This is a genomic window from Nonomuraea sp. LP-02 (assembly GCF_036289125.1).
GTDB lineage: Bacteria > Actinomycetota > Actinomycetes > Streptosporangiales > Streptosporangiaceae > Nonomuraea > Nonomuraea bangladeshensis.
On record NZ_JAXCLK010000001.1, the window covers coordinates 8,253,097 to 8,270,554 of the forward strand.

Below are 17,458 nucleotides of genomic sequence, written 5' to 3' on the forward strand. Positions count from 1 at the left end.
CAGTCTGCCGCGGCTCGCGGCGAACGCCTCAGCTCGCGTCGGCCTGGGCGCGGGCCCGCCAGAGCAGGTAGACGAAATACGGCGTGCCGATCAGCGCCGTGACCAGGCCGGCCGGCACCTGAGCGGGGGCGATGACCGTACGGCCCAGGGTGTCGGCGAGGCTCACCAGCAACGCGCCGAGCAGGGCCGCCACCGGCAGCACCCGCGCGTGCCGCGAGCCGACCAGGGCGCGGGCGGCGTGCGGCGCGACGAGGCCGACGAAGCCGACCACGCCCACCGCCGACACCGCCGTGCTGGTCAGCACGACCGCCGCGCCCAGCGCGGCCAGGCGGACGGGTTCCAGGGGCACGCCCAGGACGCGCGGGGTGTTCTCGTCCAGCGCGAGCAGGTCGAGGTCGCGGCGGAGCCAGGCCAGCAGCGGAACGGCCACCAGCAGCGCCAGCACCACCGGGACGAGCTGGGCGGGCACCCGGCCGTACGTGGAGCCGGACAGCCAGGTCAGCGCCAGCGCGGTGTTCCACGGATCGGACTTGACGATGATCAGCACGGTGACCGACGTGCAGGCCGCCTGCATGGCGATGCCGATCAGGACCAGCCGGTCCGAGTGCAGCCCGCCGCGCCAGGACAGGGCGTACACCACGGCGAACGTGACCAGCGCGCCCGCGCCGGCGGTGGCCGACATCATCCAGACGCCGGCCAGCGGCGCGGCGGCCAGCAGCGAGATCGCCCCGACCCCGGCCCCGGCCGTGACGCCGAGCACGCCAGGCTCGGCCAGCGGGTTGCGGCACACGGCCTGCACCGCGGCGCCCGCGACGGCCAGCGCGGCCCCCGCCAGCACGGCGGCCAGCACCCGAGGCCAGCGCTGGTCGAGCACGAACGTGAGCGCCCGCCCCGAGCGGCCCTGCAGCCAGTTGAGCACGTCGCCGGTGAGCAGCCACCGGTCGCCGCCGAGCAGGCCGGCGACCAGCGCCGCGACCAGCAGCGTGGCGCAGACCGCCACCACGGCGAGGAAGGCCCCGCGGCTGCGGGCCCCGCCGGTGCGTACGGCAGGCGGCGTGCGGGTCGGCCCCGCGTCCCGGTAGCGCCGCGCCAGCCAGATCATCACGCCCGCGCCGAGGATCGTCGTGACCACGCCGGGCGGCACCTCGACCCCGGCCTGCCCGCCGAGCGCGGCCCGCAGCAGGATGTCGGAGCCGAGCACGATCAGCGCGCCGGCCAGCCCGGACAGCGGCAGCAGCGCCCGGTTGCGGTGCAGCCCGGGGATGGTCCTCGGCAGCAGGCGTACGATCACCGGCGCGCAGAGCCCGACGAACCCGATCGGCCCCGCGATCGTCACGGCGGTCGCCGCCAGCAGGACCGCCATCAGGACGAGCCAGCCGCGCAGCCGGCGCACGTTCACCCCGAGGACCGCGGCGGTGTCGTCGCCCAGGCCGAGGATGTCCACCCGCGGCCCGATCAGCACCGCCGCCACCAGCACCGCCGCGATGAGCGGCCCGAGCTGGGCGACGGCGCCGAAGTCGCTCTGCACCAGGGAGCCGCTGCCCCAGGCGAACAGCCCGGTCGTCTCCTCCTCGAACAGGATCATGACGAGGTTGGTGAGCGATTGGAGCGCCAGGGCGGTGGCGGACCCGGCGAGGATGAGCCGGGTCGTCCCGGCGCGCCCGCCCGCCGACAGCGCCATCACCAGCCCGGCCGCGGCGAGGCCGCCGACCAGGGCGAGCCCGCCCGACAGGGGCAGCGGCAGCGCCAGCCCGAACGCCGCCGCCGTCGCCACCGCCAGGTACGCCCCGGCGCTGACGGCCAGCGTGTCCGGCGCGGCCATCGGGTTGCGCGCGACCGACTGCAGCAGGGAGCCCGCGACGCCGAGCGCGACGCCGACCGCCACCCCGGCGAGCAGCCGGGGCAGGCGGGAGGCCAGCAGCACGCGGGCGGCCTCCTCGTCGCCGCCGAACGGCAGCGCCAGCAGGTCGAACGCGCCGATCGACGAGGTGCCCTGCGTCACGTGCACGGCCGCCATCACGACGACGGCGGCCAGCGCGAGCACGAAGACCCCGGCGGTGCCGAGCCGCCGCAGCGGCGTGCCCGGCGGCTCGGGCGCGAGAACCGGTCCGGCCGGCGCGCCCGAGCCGGGTCGTGGCGCGTTGCTCAACCCGCGTACGCCTTCACCAGCGCGTCGGCGAACTGCTGGCAGGACAGCGGCCCGCCGAAGGTCCAGATGCCGTTGGGCAGCTTGTGGACCTGCTGGCTCTTGACGAACGGCAGCGACTTCCAGATGGCGTTGGAGGCGAGCCCGTCGGCGAAGACGTCGTCGCCGTCGGAGGCGTTGTAGAAGAAGCGGGTGTCGGGGTCCTTGAGCGCGGTCAGGCCCTCGACGTCGGTGGTGCCGAGGCCCCACTGCTCGTCCACCTTGCCGGTCCAGGCGTTGGTGAGGCCGAGCTGTCCCGCGACCTCGGAGACCAGCGAGCCCTTGCCGAACAGGCGGACCGAGATCGTGCTGCCCTGCTTCCACCCGTCGGCCATGACGAACGGCTTGCCCGCCGCGCCCGCGTCGGCCAGCTTCTGCTTGCCGGCGGCCATGGCGGCGTCGAAGTCGGCCATCAGCTTGGTCGCCTGGTCGGTCTTGCCGACCGCCTGGGCGATCATGCCGAGGTCGTCACGCATGCGCTTGATGTTGTCGCTGCCGTCGCTGCCCTTGGTCACCAGCACCGGCACGAACTTCTCGAGCTGCCCGATCAGCGGCGCGTCCCGCGTGGCCTCCATCACGACCAGGTCGGGCTGGAGGGCGCTGATGGAGTCGACGCTGGGCTCCTGCCGGGTGCCGACGTCCTTGACCGAGTCGTCGAGCTTGGCGGCGGTGTCCCAGGTGGCGTAGCCCTTCACGTCCGCCGCGCCGACCGGCATGACGCCGAGGGAGGCGAGCATCTCGGTCTCGGCCCACTCCAGGCTGACCACCCTGGTCGCCGGCCCGTCCAGCGTGACCTCCTTGCCACGGCTGTCGGTCACGGTGATCTTGGCGGCGGCGGAGGGACTGCCGCTCGGCCCCGCCTGTTCGGTCACGGGGGCCTCGGTCGTCCCGCACGCGGTGGCGAGCAGGACGGTGGAGGCGAGGGCGAGCAGGGTCTTGCGCATGGTCTTTCCTGACGTGTGGTGAATCGGGGCAGAGGTGCTGAGGGGGATCAGACGGCGACCGGGACCGCGCGGGTGTGCCGGCCGACGGGGCGGGTGCTCACGGTGCCCGTACGGGGGTCGCAGGCGACCTCGATCCGGATGCCGTAGGCGGCGGTGAGCAGCTCGGTCGTGAGGACCTCGGCGGGCGTGCCCTCGGCGCGGACCCGGCCGCCTTGGAGGAGGACGACGTGGTCGGCGATCTCGGCGGCCTGGTTGAGGTCGTGCAGCACGACGCCGATGGCGACGCCGTGGTCGTCGGCGAGGTCGCGGACGAGGTCCAGCAGCTCCACCTGGTAGCGCAGGTCCAGGAACGTGGTGGGCTCGTCGAGCAGCAGCACGCCGGTGTCCTGGGCCAGGCAGGTGGCCAGCCAGACGCGCTGCAGCTCGCCGCCGGACAGCTCGTCCACGGGACGGTCGGCCATGACGGCGACGCCGGTGAGCTCCATCGCGCGGGCGACGGCCACCTCGCCCTCGGGGTCGCCGGCCCGCCAGCGCCGGCGGTAGGGGTGGCGGCCGTAGCCGACGACGTCGCGTACCTGGACGCCCCCCGGCGTGGGGCGGCTTTGGCAGAGCAGCGTCACCCGCTGGGCGAAATCGCGGGACGTGAGGTCCAGGGCTGAGGAGCCGTCGGCCAGGGTCACCGCGCCGCTGTCGGGGCGGTGCAGCCGGGCCAGCGCGCGCAGCAGGGTCGACTTGCCGCTGCCGTTGGGGCCGACCAGGGCGGTGACCCGGCCCGGGCGGAGCGCGATGCGGGCGTCCTGCACCACGGGGGTGCCGTGGTAGCTCAGGCACAGCTCCGCGCCGCGGAGGGAGATCTCCTCAGTCATGAAGCTAAGGTTAGGCTAACCTTCGCTGCCGGGGAATACCGGGGGCACCTCTCGGGCACGTGCTCCTGGTCACAATCGCGATCACACTCACCACGGCAGCCGGCGGCGGCGCAGGACGAGGCCCGTGCCCCCGGCCAGCAGCAGCAGGGAGCCGGCCAGGATCAGCACCCGCCCGTCGGGGCCGGCCTCGCCGCCGCCTCCCGTGGAGACGCCGCCGGACGGCACGTTCGTGGGGCTGTCGCTCTCCTCCGGAGTGGCGTCGTCCTCCGGGTCCTCCTCCTCGTCATCGGTGGGAGTGGGAGTGGGGGTGGGGGTAGGCGTCGGGGTCGGAGTGGTGCTGGGTGTGGGGGTCTGGCTGGGCGAAGCGCCCGTGGCGCTGATCGTCAGCGGGTGCTCCGCGGGCGTGGCGGTGCTCGGGAGCTCGCACTCGATCACCGGCTCCTGCGGGCTGGGGCCGAAGTTCACGGACGCCGCGTGCACCTTGCCCGTGCCCGCCTGCGACGGGGTGGTCGTCAGGTTGACCGTCGTCGTGGGGAGGGTGATCGGCGCGCCGGGGGCGACGCCGGTGAGCTGGGCGACGCCCGTGGCCGAGGTCAGGCCGGGCATGCCGCTGATGCCGGCGTAGGCGTACAGGTTGAGCCCGGCCTCCAGGCCGGTCGCGGGCGCGAGGAGCTGAGCCGAGCCGGAGTAGGAGCCCTTCCAGCCGATCGTCAGGTGCTGCTGGACGCCGCCGGTGGCCGGCACGGTCAGCTCGACGCTCATCTTGATGTTCTGCCTGTCGCCGGTCGCGGTCGCGGTGCACGTGTAGTCCAGCACCTCGGGGGCCGCGGCGGCCGCGGGGGCGCTTCCTAACAGGAGGGCGGCGAGGGGGACGAGCAGGGCGACACGCACGGAAGGCTCCCGGACGGAGACGGGGACGAAGGGTACAAGTTTCCACGATCCGTGCGCCTCGGCAAGGCCGCCGGCCGCGGCGTCCGCCCGCCCCGACTCCTGGTGAGCCTGGTCGGGAACGGCGGTCACCGGCGGCGCGGCGTGTACGGCGGCAGCCCGCCGAGATCCCGGTCCGCGTCCGGCCAGCGGCGGCGGAGCAGCTCGGCGGTCCGGCCCGCCCAGCCCGCCAGGTGCGGCAGCACGCCCTTCGCGATGACGTCCGCCGCCTCCAGGGTCGCCACGAGCTGGGCCCGGCTGTCATCGCCCGGCGGGCGGGCGTCGAGGGCGGGCAGGCGTTCCACGCGGACGAGGGCGTACCAGAGGCAGGCCGCGGCGAGGCCGAAGCCGTAGCGGCGGTCGTCCTCGGCCTCGGGCACGCCCGCCGCCAGGGCCCGCCGGTACGCGGCGGCCGGCCCGGGATCGGCCACCGAGAGCCAGCCGGGGCCGGGGACGTGCAGGCAGACCGCGTCGTGCAGGCAGTGCGTGTACCCGGCGAACTCGAAGTCGATGAGCCGGGGGTCCGGCTCGCCGGCGGCGTGGACGAGCACGTTGTTGCTCTCCGGGTCGCCGTTGCTCAGCGCCAGGAACGGTCCTGGCTCGCGCAGCTCGGTCACGGCGGCGGCCAGCTCGTCCGCCGCGCGGCCGGTGACCGGCGCGCCGAAGGCGCCGGCCGCCCGCAGCCCTCGCTCGTGGTGCCCGGCGAGGTGCCCGGCGCGGTCCTCGGCGGGGGAGATCGGGCCGAGCGCGGCCCGCCGGGCGTAGTAGGCCGCGGCCCGGCCGGCGGTGGCGGCGTTCAGCGTGCCGCGGGCATGGCCGAAGGCGGCCAGCCGGCCGGCGTGCGGGGCCGGGCCGTCCGCGCGCAGCAGCCCGTCCAGCGGCGTGCGCGGGGACAGGTCCTCCAGCACCACGAGGCCGCCGTCCAGGTCGGCGGCGAGGACGCGCGGCGCGAGGTCGAGGCCCAGGTCGTCGGAGAGGAAGCGCAGCGCGGCCACCTCGGTACGGGTCCGCCGGCCGTTGTCCCGCGCCTGGAGCACGTGGGGGCGCGTCCACTTGGCGATCACCGACCCGCCCGCGCCGAGCCGCGCCCGCGCCACGGCCCAGGGCGGCACCGGCTCCCAGCCGACGACGGCGGCCGACAGGAGCGACTCCACCTGAGCGGGACGGCTGATCACGCGGGCAGCCTACGACCCCGATGCCGCAGATTCGCGACATATTGCCTAATTCGGACGAGTGCCTTATTTTCTCACCAGTAGTTACTTAAGGGGCGACGATGGGCGATCGGATCTCACCGGTCCAGGACGTGCGCAGGCACCACCTCCGGCTCGTGCTGCGCAGCCTGCGCGACGACGGCGCCCAGCCGCGCGCCGACCTCGCGCGGCGGCTCGGCCTGTCGGCCACCACCATGACCAAGGTCGTCGGCCAGCTCCTCGACGAGGGCCTGGTCGCCGAGGGCGCCGTGGAGGGGGCCGGCCAGCGGGTCGGCCGGCCGTCCACGGGCATCGGCATCAGGGCCGACGCCCGCAACGTCATCGGCGTACGGGTCGGCGCGGGCACCGTCGAGCTGGGCCTGTGCGACATCAGGGCCCGGGTGACGCGGAGCGCGTCGTTCGCCTTCGACCCCGCCGAGCGGCCCGAGCGGGTGGTCGCCCGCATCGCCGAGGAGGCGTCCCTGCTGGCCAAGGGCCTGCCCGACGGGCGGCTGCTCGGCGTCGGGGTCGCCGCCCCGGGCCCGGTGGACGGTGAGCACCGCCGCAACGTCCTGTCGGTCAACCTCGGCTGGCGCGACGTGCCCTTCGCCGACCTGCTGGAGCCCGCGCTCGGCGTCCCCGCGGTCGTGGACCACAACGTACGCTCCATGGCGCTCGCCGAGAGCCGCTACGGCGCGACCGGCGGCGCGGACCCGCTCCTCTACGTCCACGTCCGCACCGGCGTGGGCGCCGGGCTGGTGATCGGCGGGCAGCCGTTCCGGCCCGGCGCGTACGGCGTCACCGAGCTCGGCCACCTGCGTGTGAGGGAGAAGGGCAGGACCTGCGCCTGCGGCGCGACCGGCTGCCTGGAGACCGTCGTGTCGGAGGCGTACCTCGCGGAACGGCTCGGCCGCCGCTCGCCCGACCCGCTCGCCGAGCTGGACGACGAGCTGCTCGGCGAGGTCGCCGACCATCTGACCACGGGCCTGGCCAGCGTGGTCAACCTGCTCAACCCCGAGCTGATCCTGCTCGGAGGCATCTTCCGCACGGCTCCCGAGCCGGTCTTCGACCGGGTGCGCGCCGCGCTGCGCGCCAAGGTGTTCCCCGTGCTGCGCGACATGGTACGGGTGGACCGTCCGACCCTCGGCGGCGACGCCGGGGTCGTGGGCGGAGCCGCCGTCGCCCTGGACAGTTTCTTGTACGAAAGGTAGGCAAAGTGGGAAATCGTGTGTTCGCTCCGCTGTCCGCGTTCGATCCGGTGGCGGGCTCCGTGGTGATGGAGCCGGAGAAGGACGAGCCGGGCTACTGGAGCGGCGCGGCCGGAGTCCTGCACGACGGCGAGCGGTTCTGGCTCACCTACCGGCGGCGGCGGCCGAGGGGCGCCGAGGCCGAGCGGGGCTGGCAGTGCGCCGTGGCCGTGAGCGACGACGGCCTGCGGTTCACCGACGTGTGGAGCGTGCACAAGGACGAGCTCGGCACCCCCTCCATGGAACGCTTCTGCCTGATGCCGGTCAGCGGCGGCTACCGGCTCTACCTGTCGTACGTGGACCCCGCCGACAACCGGTGGCGCATCGACGCGCTCACCGCCGAGCACCCGTCGCGGTTCGACGTCACCCGCGCCCGGCCGGTCCTGACCGCGGCCTCCACCGGCACCGAAGGGGTCAAGGACCCGTTCGTGCTGCGGGCCGGTCCTGTCACGTACCTGTTCGCCAGCTACGCCGCACCCATGGACCGCCCCGACCCCGGCGCCCACGCCACCGCCGACATCTACAACGTCGGCGCGACCGTCCACCCGACCGGCCTGGCCACCAGCCTCGACGGCGAGTCGTTCACCTGGCGCGGCGCGGTCCTGCCCGTCGGCACCGGCTGGGACCGCTACCAGGCCCGGCTCAACAGCGTCGTCCCCGTGCCCGGCGGCGGCTACGTCGGCTTCTACGACGGCTCGGCCTCCCACACCGAGAACTACGAGGAACGCTGCGGCGTCGCCGTCTCCTCCGACCTGTTCTCCTGGCGGCGGCTGTCCGAGTACGGCCCCTGGGTCACCTCCCCGTACGGCACCGGCTCGGTCCGCTACCTCGACGCGCTGCTCCACGACGGCCACTGGTGGCTCTACTACGAGATGACCCGCGCCGACGGCGCGCACGAACTGCGCGTCCACCGCGTTCCCGTCACGCGCACCGGCGGATGAACGGGGTCCCGGCGGTCGAATGAGCCGGACGCACCCCGCCCGCCCTACTACCCTCCTTGGGAAGGGCGTTGGTTGGGGGCGGAGGGATTGGTGACGGTCAACGGAGCGGCGAGCCCGCAGGCGGCGACAGCGGCAGGCGGGGCGCAGGTGACCGGTGAGGTGGTCGGGCGGGTGCTCGGCACGCAGGCGGCCTCGCCGCTGTCGTTCTGGGTGGGCTTGGAGCCGGGCAGGGTGCTCCAGCTCGACGACGTGGTGGTGACCAGGCGCGAGGTGCCCGGCCACGGCCCGGTGCTGGTCGCGGGCGTGGTGACCACGGTGGAGGCCCGGCACGAGGGCGCGGCGTACGACTCCGATGTGTTCCTCATCGCCGACGGCGCGCTGCCGGCCGCCGTCGTCGAGGTGGCCGAGGTGCGGGTGACCCGGGTCGAGCCGGAGGTGTTCGTGCCGCCGCTGCCCGGCTCCCAGGTCTACCTGGCCGGCGCCGGCGACCGCGACCAGGCGCTCTACTTCGACGTCATGGATCGCCGCATCCCGCTCGGCATGGGCCGCGACGGCCAGCCGCTCTACGTGAACTTCGACTTCCTCGACGGCACCCGCGGCGCCCACGTGTCGATCTCCGGCGTGTCCGGCGTGGCGACCAAGACCTCCTTCGCCACGTTCCTGCTCTACTCGATCTTCAACTCCGGCGTGCTCGACGCCGAGTCGGCCAACACCAAGGCGCTCATCTTCTCCGTCAAGGGCGAGGACCTGCTCTTCCTCGACCACGACAACACCCGGCTCGACCAGCGCGCCCGCGACGGTTACGCCCGGCTCGGGCTGCCCGCGCGGGCCTTCGGCAGCGTCCACGTCTTCGCCCCGCCCCGCCCCAACGACCCCAACGGCGTCCCGCACGTCGCCGCCCGCACGCAGGGCGTCAGCGCCTTCTACTGGACGCTGGTCGAGTTCTGCCAGGAGGAGCTGCTGCGCTTCGTCTTCGCCGACGCCGACGACGAGCGGGCCGGCTACTCCCTGCTCGTCGGGCAGGTCGCGGCCCGGCTGAAGTCGTGGGCCGAGCCGATCGGCGACGGCGGCGCCGTACGCGTGCAGGGCACCACCTGCCGCACCTTCGCCGACCTTGTCGAGATGCTCTCCGACCAGCTCCAGGAGGAGGACACCCGCAGGGACTGGACCGGCGCGCAGACCCCGCTCGGCACCGTCAACGCCTTCCTGCGCCGCCTGCGCAGCGCCGTGCGCCCGCTGTCCCCGATCGTCCGCGGCGACCTGCCCTTCTACCGCAGCCACTCGGTCAGCACCTCCGACGCCCAGGTCTCCATCGTCGACCTGCACAACCTGCCCGAGCGGGCGCAGCGGTTCGTGGTCGGCGTCGTGCTGCGCGGCGAGTTCCACCGCAAGGAGTCCTCGGGCAGCGCCAAGCCGCTGCTGTTCGTGGTGCTGGACGAGCTCAACAAGTACGCGCCGCGCGAGGGCGACTCCCCGATCAAGGAGATCCTGCTGGACGTCGCCGAACGGGGCCGCTCGCTCGGCGTCATCCTCATCGGCGCCCAGCAGACCGCCTCCGAGGTGGAGCGGCGGATCGTCTCCAACAGCGCCGTCCGCGTCGCCGGGCGGCTCGACCCGGCCGAGGCCGCCCGCTCCGAGTACGGCTGGATGCCCCCGGCCGTCCGCGAGCGCGCCACGATCGCCAAGCCGGGCACCATGTTCGTGGCCCAGCCGGAGATCCCGGTGCCGCTGGCCGTGGCCTTCCCGTTCCCCGCCTGGGCCACCCGGCCCGCCGAGGCCGCGCCGCGCGCCGACGACCGGCCGGGCGCGAGGACGAGCGGCGACCCGTTCCAGGGCCTCCCGTCCGCCATCGAAGACGACATCCCGCCCTTCTGACCCCCAGGTGGTTTCGTGAAGATCCTGCACACCGCGGACTGGCACGTGGGCAAGGTGCTCAAGGGCCGATCCCGTCTCGACGAGCACCGGGAGGTGCTGCGCGAGCTGGTCGCCGCCGCCCGCACCCACGACGTGGACGCCGTCATCGTGGCCGGCGACCTCTTCGACACCTCCGCGCCCACGCCGGAGGCGCAGTCGCTGGTGCTGGGCGCGCTCATGGCGCTGCGCGGCGACAACCGCGACGTCGTCGTGCTGGCGGGCAACCACGACAACGCGCAGCTCCTGGAGGTCTACCGGCCCGTGCTGGGCAAGCTCGGCCTGCACGTGGTCGGCGTCTTCCGCCGCCCCGACGCGGGCGGCACGCTCGCCTTCACCGCGCGCACGGGCGAGCCGGTGCGGCTGGCGGTGCTGCCGTTCCTGTCGCACCGCTACGTCGTACGCGCCGCCGAGGTGCTGACCGGCACCGCCGCCGAGCACAACCGCGACTACGCCTCCCGCATCGGCGAGCTGATCGGCGCGCTCACCGCCGGCTTCCACGGCGACACCGTCAACCTCGTCACCACGCACGGCACCCTGCCGGGCGGCGCGTTCGGCGGCGGCGAGCGCGAGGCCCAGTCGATCTTCTCGTACTACTTCGAGCCGACCGCCTTCCCCACCACGACCCAGTACGCCGCGCTCGGCCACCTCCACCGCCGCCAGCAGATCCCCGGCCCCTGCCCGATCTGGTACAGCGGCTCGCCGCTCAACGTCGACTTCGGCGAGGAGGGCAACGTGCCGGGCGCGCTGCTGGTCGAGGTCTCGCCGGGCCGGCCCGCCGTGGTCCGCGAGCTGCCCTTCTCCTCGGCCCGCCGGCTCCGCACCGTACGCGGCACGCTGGAGCAGCTGGAGGGCATCGACCCGGGCGACGACTGGCTCAAGGTCGTCGTGGAGGAGAAACCCCGCGTCGGGCTCGCCGACGACGTACGCGAGCTGCTCGCGGGCGCCGCCGTGGACGTCATGCTGGACGAGAAGTTCCGCCCGGTGCCCGCCACCCGCCGGGCCGGCACGGCCGGCCGCAGCCCCCGCGAGCTGTTCCGCGACTATCTCGCCGCCACCGGACGCCACGACGACCAGGTGGCCGGCCTGTTCGACCGGCTCTACGACGAGGTGACCGGCTGATGCGCCCCCTGCTGCTCCACCTCGACCACTTCGGCAGCTTCCGCGAGCCGGTGATCGTCGACTTCTCCGACACCGACTACTTCGCGCTCGTCGGCCCGACCGGCGCCGGCAAGAGCACGATCATCGACGCCGTCTGCTTCGCCCTCTACGGCACCGTGCCACGCTGGGGCAGGGAGGGCGCCGTCGCGCACGCCCTCGCGCCGTCCGTCGCCGCCGGCAAGGTCGCGATGGTCTTCGACAGCGACGGCCGCCGCTACGGCGTGGTCCGCGCGATGGTGCGCGACGCCAAGGGCGCGGTCCGCACCAAGGAGGCGCGGCTCGACGAGCTCGATCCGGCCGCGCCGCTGGAGCAGGCGTTCGAGGCCGTGGTCAAGCCGCTCGCCGAGGGAGAGGGCGTCACCCCCGAGGCGCAGCGGGTCACCGGCCTCGAATACCGCTTCTTCACCCAGTGCGTGGTGCTGCCGCAGGGCCGCTTCGCCGAGTTCCTGCACGCCGCCCCGCGCGAACGCCAGGACCTGCTGGTGCAGCTCCTCGACGCCGACGTGTACGAGCTGATCAGGCAGCGCGCCGCCCGCGAGGAGGAGAGCGCCAGGCAGGAGGCGTCCTTCGCCCGCGACCAGCTCGCCAAGCTGTCCGGCGCGAGCGAGGAGGCCGAGCGCGAGCTGGCCGAGCGCATGGAGGCGCTGCGCCGGCTCTCCGACGCCATCGGCGCCGACCTCGACCTGCTGCGCGTCCGCGAGGGCGACATCCGCCGCGCCGAGCAGGAGCGCGCCGCCGTCGCCGAACGGCAGGCGGTGCTGGCCAGGCTGGCCATGCCGGAGGCCGTTCCCACCCTGGCCTCGGCCCGCCGCGCCGCCGCCGAGGCCGTCGAGACGCTGGCCCGCGAGGTCGCCACGCTGGAGGCCGACGAGCACGAGGCGTTCGAGGCGCTGACCGCGCTGGGCGACCGCGGCGCGCCACGGGCGGAGCTGGCCGCGCTCGACGCCCGCGAACGCCTCGCCGCCGACGCGGCCCGCACCCGCGCCGAGGCCGAGGCCGCCGTCGCGGGCCTCGCGGACCTCGCCGCGGCCGCCGAGACCGCCGAGCAGGCCGCCGGCGCCGCCGAGGAGCGGCGCGAACGCCTGCGCGACGCCCACGCCGCCGCCCACCTGGTGCACCGGCTGGCCGTCGGAGAGCCGTGCCCGGTCTGCCACCACCCGGTCGGCGAGCTGCCGCTGCACCGCTCGCCCGCCGACATGCGCACCGCCGACCGCGCCCTCGCCCAGGCGCGTGAGCAGGCCCAGCGCGCCCGCGCCGCGCACGCCAAGGCCGAGACGTCGGCGTCCCTGCTGGCCAGGCAGGCAGAAGGGCTGGAGTCCCGGCTCGCCGCCCTGCCCGCGCCCGGCGACCGCGCCGAGCTGGAGGCCCGGCTGGCGGAGATCGCCAAGGCGGACGCGGTGGCGGGGGAGGCCCGCGCCGCCGTACGCGCTGCCCGCGGCCGGCTGCAGCGCGCCCGCGACCACGCCGACCAGGTCGAACGCCAGACGGCGGCGGCCTGGCAGACGCTGGAGTCCGCCCGCGACCGCCTCCTCGTCTCCGGCGTCCGGTTCGGGCGCGACGACGCGCTGAGCCCGGGCGGGCGGTCCGGGCGCGAAGACCCGCTGAACCCCGGCGGGCGGTCCGGGCCCGACGACCCGCCGGATCCCGGCGAGGAGATCCAGGGGGACGCGCCGCCGACTCTCGTCCGTGACGACCTGCACCGGGCCTGGAGCGAGCTGCTCGCCTGGCGCGACCGGGCCGCCGAGACCGCCCGCGCTGCGCTCGCCGCGCGGGAGCAGCAGCTCGCCGAGGCCCGCGACCGGCTCGCCGCCGACCGACGCAGGCTCGCCGAGCGCCTGGCCGAGCACGGCGTCGTCCCGCCCCGCGACGCCTCGCCCGACCAGCTCGGCGCCGCCGTCGCCGGCGCGCTCGCCCGTGCCGAGAGCGACCTCGACCGGCTCAGGGAGGAACGCAAGCGGGCCGCCGACCTGGAGCAGCGGGTCGCCATGAAGGAGCACGAGGCCAAGGTCGCCCACGAGCTCGCGCTGCGGCTGCGGGCCAACGCCTTCGAGCGCTGGCTGTGCGCCGAGGCCCTGGCCGTGCTCGTCGCCACGGCCTCGGAGACGCTGCGCGAGCTGTCCGACGGCCAGTACGAGCTCGCGCTCGCCGACCGCACCGGCGACATCGAGGTCATCGACCACGCCGAGGCCGGCCTGCGGCGCAGCGCCCGTACCCTGTCCGGCGGCGAGACCTTCCAGGCCGCGCTCGCCCTCGCCCTCGCGCTGTCCGGGGCCGTCGCCAAGAGCCTCGACTCGATCTTCCTGGACGAGGGCTTCGGCACCCTCGACCCGGCCACCCTCGACACCGTCGCCACCACGCTCGAACGCCTGGCCGCCGGCCAGGACCGCATGATCGGCCTGGTCACCCACGTGCCCGCGCTGGCCGAACGGGTGCCGGTGCGCTTCGAGGTCAGCCGCGACGGCAAGGGCTCCCACGTCCGCAAGGCCGGGGTCGCGTGAGCGGCTTCACGGTCGACCCGTGGGACCCGGGCTACGCCGCCGCGCTCGCCGTCGAGAACATCGCCGAGCTGGGCGCCACCAGCGCCGAGCTGGTGCTCGACATCGAGCTCCAGCCCGCCGCCTGGCAGCCGGTCACGCCCGCGCCCGACGCGGTCCCGCCCGCGACGCTGCTGGTCGCCGACGGGGTACGCCGCGTGGACGCGCGGGTCTGGGTCGAGGACCCCGGCGCGCCGATGCCGGTGCCGGGGATCGCGGCCTCGTACGCGGCCGGGATCGTCCGGTGCGGGCCGGAGGGCGCGGACCTGGCCGCCATCGAGGTCAACAGGACGCTCATCTCCGCCTCGCCGAACACCCCCGAGGTCAAGACGCCGCACGCCACCTACCATCCGAGCAAGGCCGCGGACGCCAGCTTCGAGGAGCTGTCCCTGGCGTTGCAGCGGCAGGTCACCCAGCTCGAAGTGGACCTGGCGGTGCGCCACCGTACGGAAAGCGACGACCTGCTGCTGGTGGACGGCCCGCTGCGGGGCCGTACCCACCTGCCGCGCACGGTCGGCTACATCAAGACGCACCACACGGCCTACCTGCCGCCGCCGCAGTCCTCGGTGGTCGCGGCGCTCGCGCCGGGGCAGCGGACGCCGGTGTTCCTCATGGGCACGAGCTGGCGGCGGCACGCCTGGTACGTCCGGCTGCCGGTGCGCTCCTCCGCCCCCTGGGCGGGGGTCGCGCGCTGCGAGGCGAGCGCCGAGCTGGAGCCCGCCCAGGTCGTCAAGCTCGCCGACGCCGTGACCCTGGCGCTGCCGCCGCTCGCCGGCGTCGACTACAAGGACCCGCGCGCACCGCAGAACCTCGTGCCGATCGGCGGCCTGGAGAAGCTGCTGCGCCACCACCTGGGCGACGCCCGCCTGCTCTACCGCTCGCTGCGGACGGCCGCCCTCGGCTAGGTGCCTCGGTCAGGTGGTCGAGCGCGTCACGGGCACTTCGCGCGCATCTTGGGGCTGTAGCCGTTGTGGACGACGTACTTGCTGCCGGCGTAGTAGCTGACCTGGCCCTGCAGTTGGTAGGTGAAGGTGGTGCCCCGCTTGCAGCCCTTGTACAGGGTCTTCTTGCCGGCCCCGTACCAGGTGGCGGTGGAGATCTCCTGCCAGCCCCACCAGCGCTTGCGCTTCAGCATGATCTTGACGCGCTGGTTGCGGGAGCAGCCGATCGCCCAGCCGGTCGCGGCCACGTGTCCCTTGCGCATCTCCGGACGGTACACGCGCACCTGGCTGCAGGCCGCCGCGGCGGCAGTGGTGGTGGAGGTCTGGGCGGAGGTCTGGGCGGCGGCCTGCGCAGGGGCGCCCGCGGTCAGAGCCGCGGCGGCGACCGCCGCACCGAGGACCATCGTGTTGAGCGTTCGCATCGCTTTCTCCTTGGTGCTCGTCGTACTGGACACCGCGAAGGTAGCCAGGCCGATGTTGAGAACCTGTGGAGCGCCTGTTGAGCGAACGACCTGCTCAGACCGCGAAGATCTGCGCGTCGTCGGCGAACGCCTTGAACTCCAGGGCGTTGCCCGCCGGGTCGAGCAGGAACATCGTCCACTGCTCGCCCGGCAGGCCCGCGAAGCGCAGGTACGGCTCGACGACGAACGCGACGCCGGCCGCCCTGAGCCGGTCCGCCAGCCGATGGAACTCCGGGATCGTCAGGATCAGCCCGAAGTGCGGCACCGGCACGTCGTGCCCGTCCACCGGGTTGCGCGCCCGTTCCCCGGCGGCGCCGGGCGCGAGATGGGTGACGAACTGGTGCCCGTGCAGGTTCCAGTCGATCCACCTGCCGGAGCTGCGGCCCTGGGCGCAGCCGATGAGCTCGCCGTAGAAGTGCCGGGCGGCGTCGAGATCGTCCACGGGTACGGCCAGATGGAAGCGGGGGATCGAGGGAGCGGACATGAGCGACTTCCTCCCGTGCGTTTCCGCGATCACTACCCGCACCCCCGGCCCGATACCCCGATTCTGTCGGCCCGGCCTGGCAGGGTGGTGCCCGCACAGCGCGAGACACGATGAAGGAAGGCCCCCGAGTGAGCGATCGACCGGCCGAGGAGAGCCCGCCGGTGCTGCACGTGCTGCTGGTGCGTTACACCGCTCCGCCCGCCGAGGTCGCCCCGCACGTCCCCGGCCATGTCGCCTACCTCACGCGGTGGCACGCCGACGGCATGTTCCTGCTGTCCGGGCAGACGGTGCCTGACGACCTCGGCGGCGTGATCCTCGCCGTCGGCGACCGGGAGCGGGTCGAGCGGGCGGCGGCCGAGGATCCGTTCGCGGTGGCGGGCGTTGCGGCGTACGACATCGTCACCGTCGAGGCCGGGCGGGCCGGCGCGACGCTGCGGGCGCTGCTCGGCGGGGCCTGACGGCCGGTCAGTGGCGGGCGCGGGGGAGGGTGGCGGTGACGACGAGGCCGCCGTCGTCGCGGGGGCGGGCGCTCACGTCGCCGCCGTGCGCCACCGCGATCGAGCGCACGATCGACAGGCCGAGCCCCGCGCTCCGGGCCGTCACCACCCGCTCGGCGCCGTGCCGGTGGAAGGGCTTGAAGAGCGGCGGCACCTCGTACGGCGGCACCTCCGGCCCGGTGTTGCTGACCTCGATCTGCGCCTTGCCGTCCGCCACGGTACGGCTCACCACCCGCACCCACCCGCTCCCGTCGTCCAGGTTGTACCTGATGCCGTTCTCGACCAGGTTGTGCACCAGCCGTTCGAGGAGCAGCGCGTCCCCGGTGACGGGCGCCTGGCCGGCCACCTCCTCCACCGTGACCTTGGCCGCGGCGGCGTCGCCGGCCGTCTGCCGCACCACGTGCGTCACCACGTCGGCGAGGTCCACCGGCGAGCGGTCGGCGATCTCCTGCTCCGAGCGGGCCAGCAGCAGCAGGCCCGAGATGAGCCGATCGTGCCGGGCGTTGATCTCCAGCAGGCTCTCGCCCAGCTCCTTGACGTCCGGCGAGGCCGTACGCCGGTGCATGGCCAGCTCGACCAGCGCCCGGTTGAGCGTGAGCGGCGTGCGCAGTTCGTGGGAGGCGTTCGCGACGAACCTGCGCTGCCCGTCGAAGGAGTGGTCCAGCCGCTCGACCATCGTGTCGAAGGTGTCGGCGAGCCGCTTGACCTCGTCCACCGGGCCCTCCAGCGCGATCCGCTCGTGCAGCCCGCGCTCGGCCATCGGGGCGGCCGCGATCCGGCGGGCGGTGTCGGTGACGCGGTGCAGCGGGGCCAGCATCCGCCCGGCCATCACCCAGCCGAACGCGACCGCCGCCCCGCCGACCACGGCCAGCGCGAGCACGCCCTGCGCGAGCAGCGACGTGCCGGCGGCCCCGCGCAGCTCCAGCTCCTGCCGCCGCAGCCAGGCGACGGCCGCGTCCCCGGTGAGCTGCACGTCGCCGTTGATGATGAAGAACTGCTTGTGCAGGCCGGGCGCGGCGACGTACCGGTCCTCGAACGACCGCGTGAGCTGCTGGTCGAACAGCACGTACGTCACCCCGAGCAGCGTCAGCCCCGCCACCAGGAAGATCGCGCCGTACCCGAGGGTGAGCCGCAGCCGCAACGTCCGCGGCACGCGCGGCCTCCAGCGT

Annotated in this window: 15 protein-coding genes; 7 read left to right on the top strand and 8 right to left on the bottom strand. The window is 74.6% G+C overall.

Annotation, left to right across the window (positions count from 1 at the left end; genetic code table 11):
* Positions 1 to 28 precede the first annotated feature (28 nt).
* The 5 genes from SMD20_RS38755 to SMD20_RS38775 all read right to left on the bottom strand — a co-directional run bounded on the left by SMD20_RS38755 (position 29) and on the right by SMD20_RS38775 (position 6,097).
* Complete coding sequence (locus SMD20_RS38755; RefSeq protein ID WP_329590792.1) at positions 29 to 2,149, bottom strand: iron ABC transporter permease; 2,121 nt, start codon at positions 2,147 to 2,149, stop codon at positions 29 to 31.
* Entirely contained in the window at positions 2,146 to 3,129 is a 984-nt protein-coding gene (locus SMD20_RS38760) for an ABC transporter substrate-binding protein (RefSeq protein WP_329590794.1), read from the bottom strand. The genes SMD20_RS38755 and SMD20_RS38760 overlap by 4 nt, the downstream gene beginning before the upstream one ends.
* 47 nt (positions 3,130 to 3,176) lie before the next feature.
* Positions 3,177 to 3,995: an ABC transporter ATP-binding protein gene (locus tag SMD20_RS38765; protein WP_329590796.1), complete on the bottom strand. Its 819-nt coding sequence runs from the start codon at positions 3,993 to 3,995 to the stop codon at positions 3,177 to 3,179.
* Between the two features lie 87 nt (positions 3,996 to 4,082).
* Positions 4,083 to 4,886, bottom strand: a complete 804-nt coding sequence (locus SMD20_RS38770) for a hypothetical protein (protein ID WP_329590798.1) — start codon at positions 4,884 to 4,886, stop codon at positions 4,083 to 4,085.
* Between the two features lie 125 nt (positions 4,887 to 5,011).
* On the bottom strand, positions 5,012 to 6,097 hold the full coding sequence (locus SMD20_RS38775; RefSeq protein WP_329590799.1) for a hypothetical protein: 1,086 nt from the start codon (positions 6,095 to 6,097) through the stop codon (positions 5,012 to 5,014).
* 98 nt (positions 6,098 to 6,195) lie between these two features.
* Here SMD20_RS38775 and SMD20_RS38780 point away from each other — a divergent pair, with 98 nt between their 5' ends.
* The 6 genes from SMD20_RS38780 to SMD20_RS38805 all read left to right on the top strand — a co-directional run bounded on the left by SMD20_RS38780 (position 6,196) and on the right by SMD20_RS38805 (position 14,811).
* Positions 6,196 to 7,323, top strand: a complete 1,128-nt coding sequence (locus SMD20_RS38780) for an ROK family transcriptional regulator (RefSeq protein ID WP_329590800.1) — start codon at positions 6,196 to 6,198, stop codon at positions 7,321 to 7,323.
* A 5-nt stretch (positions 7,324 to 7,328) separates the two neighbouring features.
* Entirely contained in the window at positions 7,329 to 8,300 is a 972-nt protein-coding gene (locus tag SMD20_RS38785) for a hypothetical protein (RefSeq protein ID WP_329590802.1), read from the top strand.
* Positions 8,301 to 8,390: 90 nt separating this feature from the next.
* Complete coding sequence (locus tag SMD20_RS38790; protein ID WP_329590804.1) at positions 8,391 to 10,175, top strand: ATP-binding protein; 1,785 nt, start codon at positions 8,391 to 8,393, stop codon at positions 10,173 to 10,175.
* Between the two features lie 15 nt (positions 10,176 to 10,190).
* Positions 10,191 to 11,333 carry an exonuclease SbcCD subunit D gene (locus SMD20_RS38795; RefSeq protein ID WP_329590806.1) on the top strand — a complete coding sequence of 381 codons (1,143 nt, stop codon included), beginning with the start codon at positions 10,191 to 10,193 and terminating at the stop codon, positions 11,331 to 11,333.
* Entirely contained in the window at positions 11,333 to 13,870 is a 2,538-nt protein-coding gene (locus SMD20_RS38800; protein ID WP_329590808.1) for an SMC family ATPase, read from the top strand. Before SMD20_RS38795 ends, SMD20_RS38800 begins: the two co-directional genes overlap by 1 nt.
* Entirely contained in the window at positions 13,867 to 14,811 is a 945-nt protein-coding gene (locus SMD20_RS38805) for a hypothetical protein (RefSeq protein ID WP_329590809.1), read from the top strand. The genes SMD20_RS38800 and SMD20_RS38805 overlap by 4 nt, the downstream gene beginning before the upstream one ends.
* 26 nt (positions 14,812 to 14,837) lie before the next feature.
* Here the strand turns inward: SMD20_RS38805 and SMD20_RS38810 are convergent, their stop codons facing one another.
* Both SMD20_RS38810 and SMD20_RS38815 read right to left on the bottom strand, forming a co-directional pair.
* Complete coding sequence (locus SMD20_RS38810; protein ID WP_329590811.1) at positions 14,838 to 15,269, bottom strand: hypothetical protein; 432 nt, start codon at positions 15,267 to 15,269, stop codon at positions 14,838 to 14,840.
* A gap of 94 nt (positions 15,270 to 15,363) precedes the next feature.
* Entirely contained in the window at positions 15,364 to 15,792 is a 429-nt protein-coding gene (locus tag SMD20_RS38815; RefSeq protein WP_329590812.1) for a VOC family protein, read from the bottom strand.
* 128 nt (positions 15,793 to 15,920) lie between these two features.
* Here SMD20_RS38815 and SMD20_RS38820 point away from each other — a divergent pair, with 128 nt between their 5' ends.
* Entirely contained in the window at positions 15,921 to 16,250 is a 330-nt protein-coding gene (locus SMD20_RS38820; RefSeq protein WP_329590814.1) for a YciI family protein, read from the top strand.
* Positions 16,251 to 16,257: 7 nt separating this feature from the next.
* Here the strand turns inward: SMD20_RS38820 and SMD20_RS38825 are convergent, their stop codons facing one another.
* Positions 16,258 to 17,442: a sensor histidine kinase gene (locus tag SMD20_RS38825; RefSeq protein ID WP_329590816.1), complete on the bottom strand. Its 1,185-nt coding sequence runs from the start codon at positions 17,440 to 17,442 to the stop codon at positions 16,258 to 16,260.
* Positions 17,443 to 17,458: the final 16 nt, after the last annotated feature.

Excerpts from the sequence above, each read along its gene's own strand:
- SMD20_RS38780 (WP_329590800.1), top strand. The coding sequence starts at position 6,196 with ATGGGCGATCGGATCTCACCGGTCCAGGACGTGCGCAGGCACCACCTC.
- SMD20_RS38760 (WP_329590794.1), bottom strand. The coding sequence starts at position 3,129 with ATGCGCAAGACCCTGCTCGCCCTCGCCTCCACCGTCCTGCTCGCCACC.
- SMD20_RS38800 (WP_329590808.1), top strand. The coding sequence starts at position 11,333 with ATGCGCCCCCTGCTGCTCCACCTCGACCACTTCGGCAGCTTCCGCGAG.
- SMD20_RS38810 (WP_329590811.1), bottom strand. The coding sequence starts at position 15,269 with ATGCGAACGCTCAACACGATGGTCCTCGGTGCGGCGGTCGCCGCCGCG.
- SMD20_RS38815 (WP_329590812.1), bottom strand. The coding sequence starts at position 15,792 with ATGTCCGCTCCCTCGATCCCCCGCTTCCATCTGGCCGTACCCGTGGAC.
- SMD20_RS38765 (WP_329590796.1), bottom strand. The coding sequence starts at position 3,995 with ATGACTGAGGAGATCTCCCTCCGCGGCGCGGAGCTGTGCCTGAGCTAC.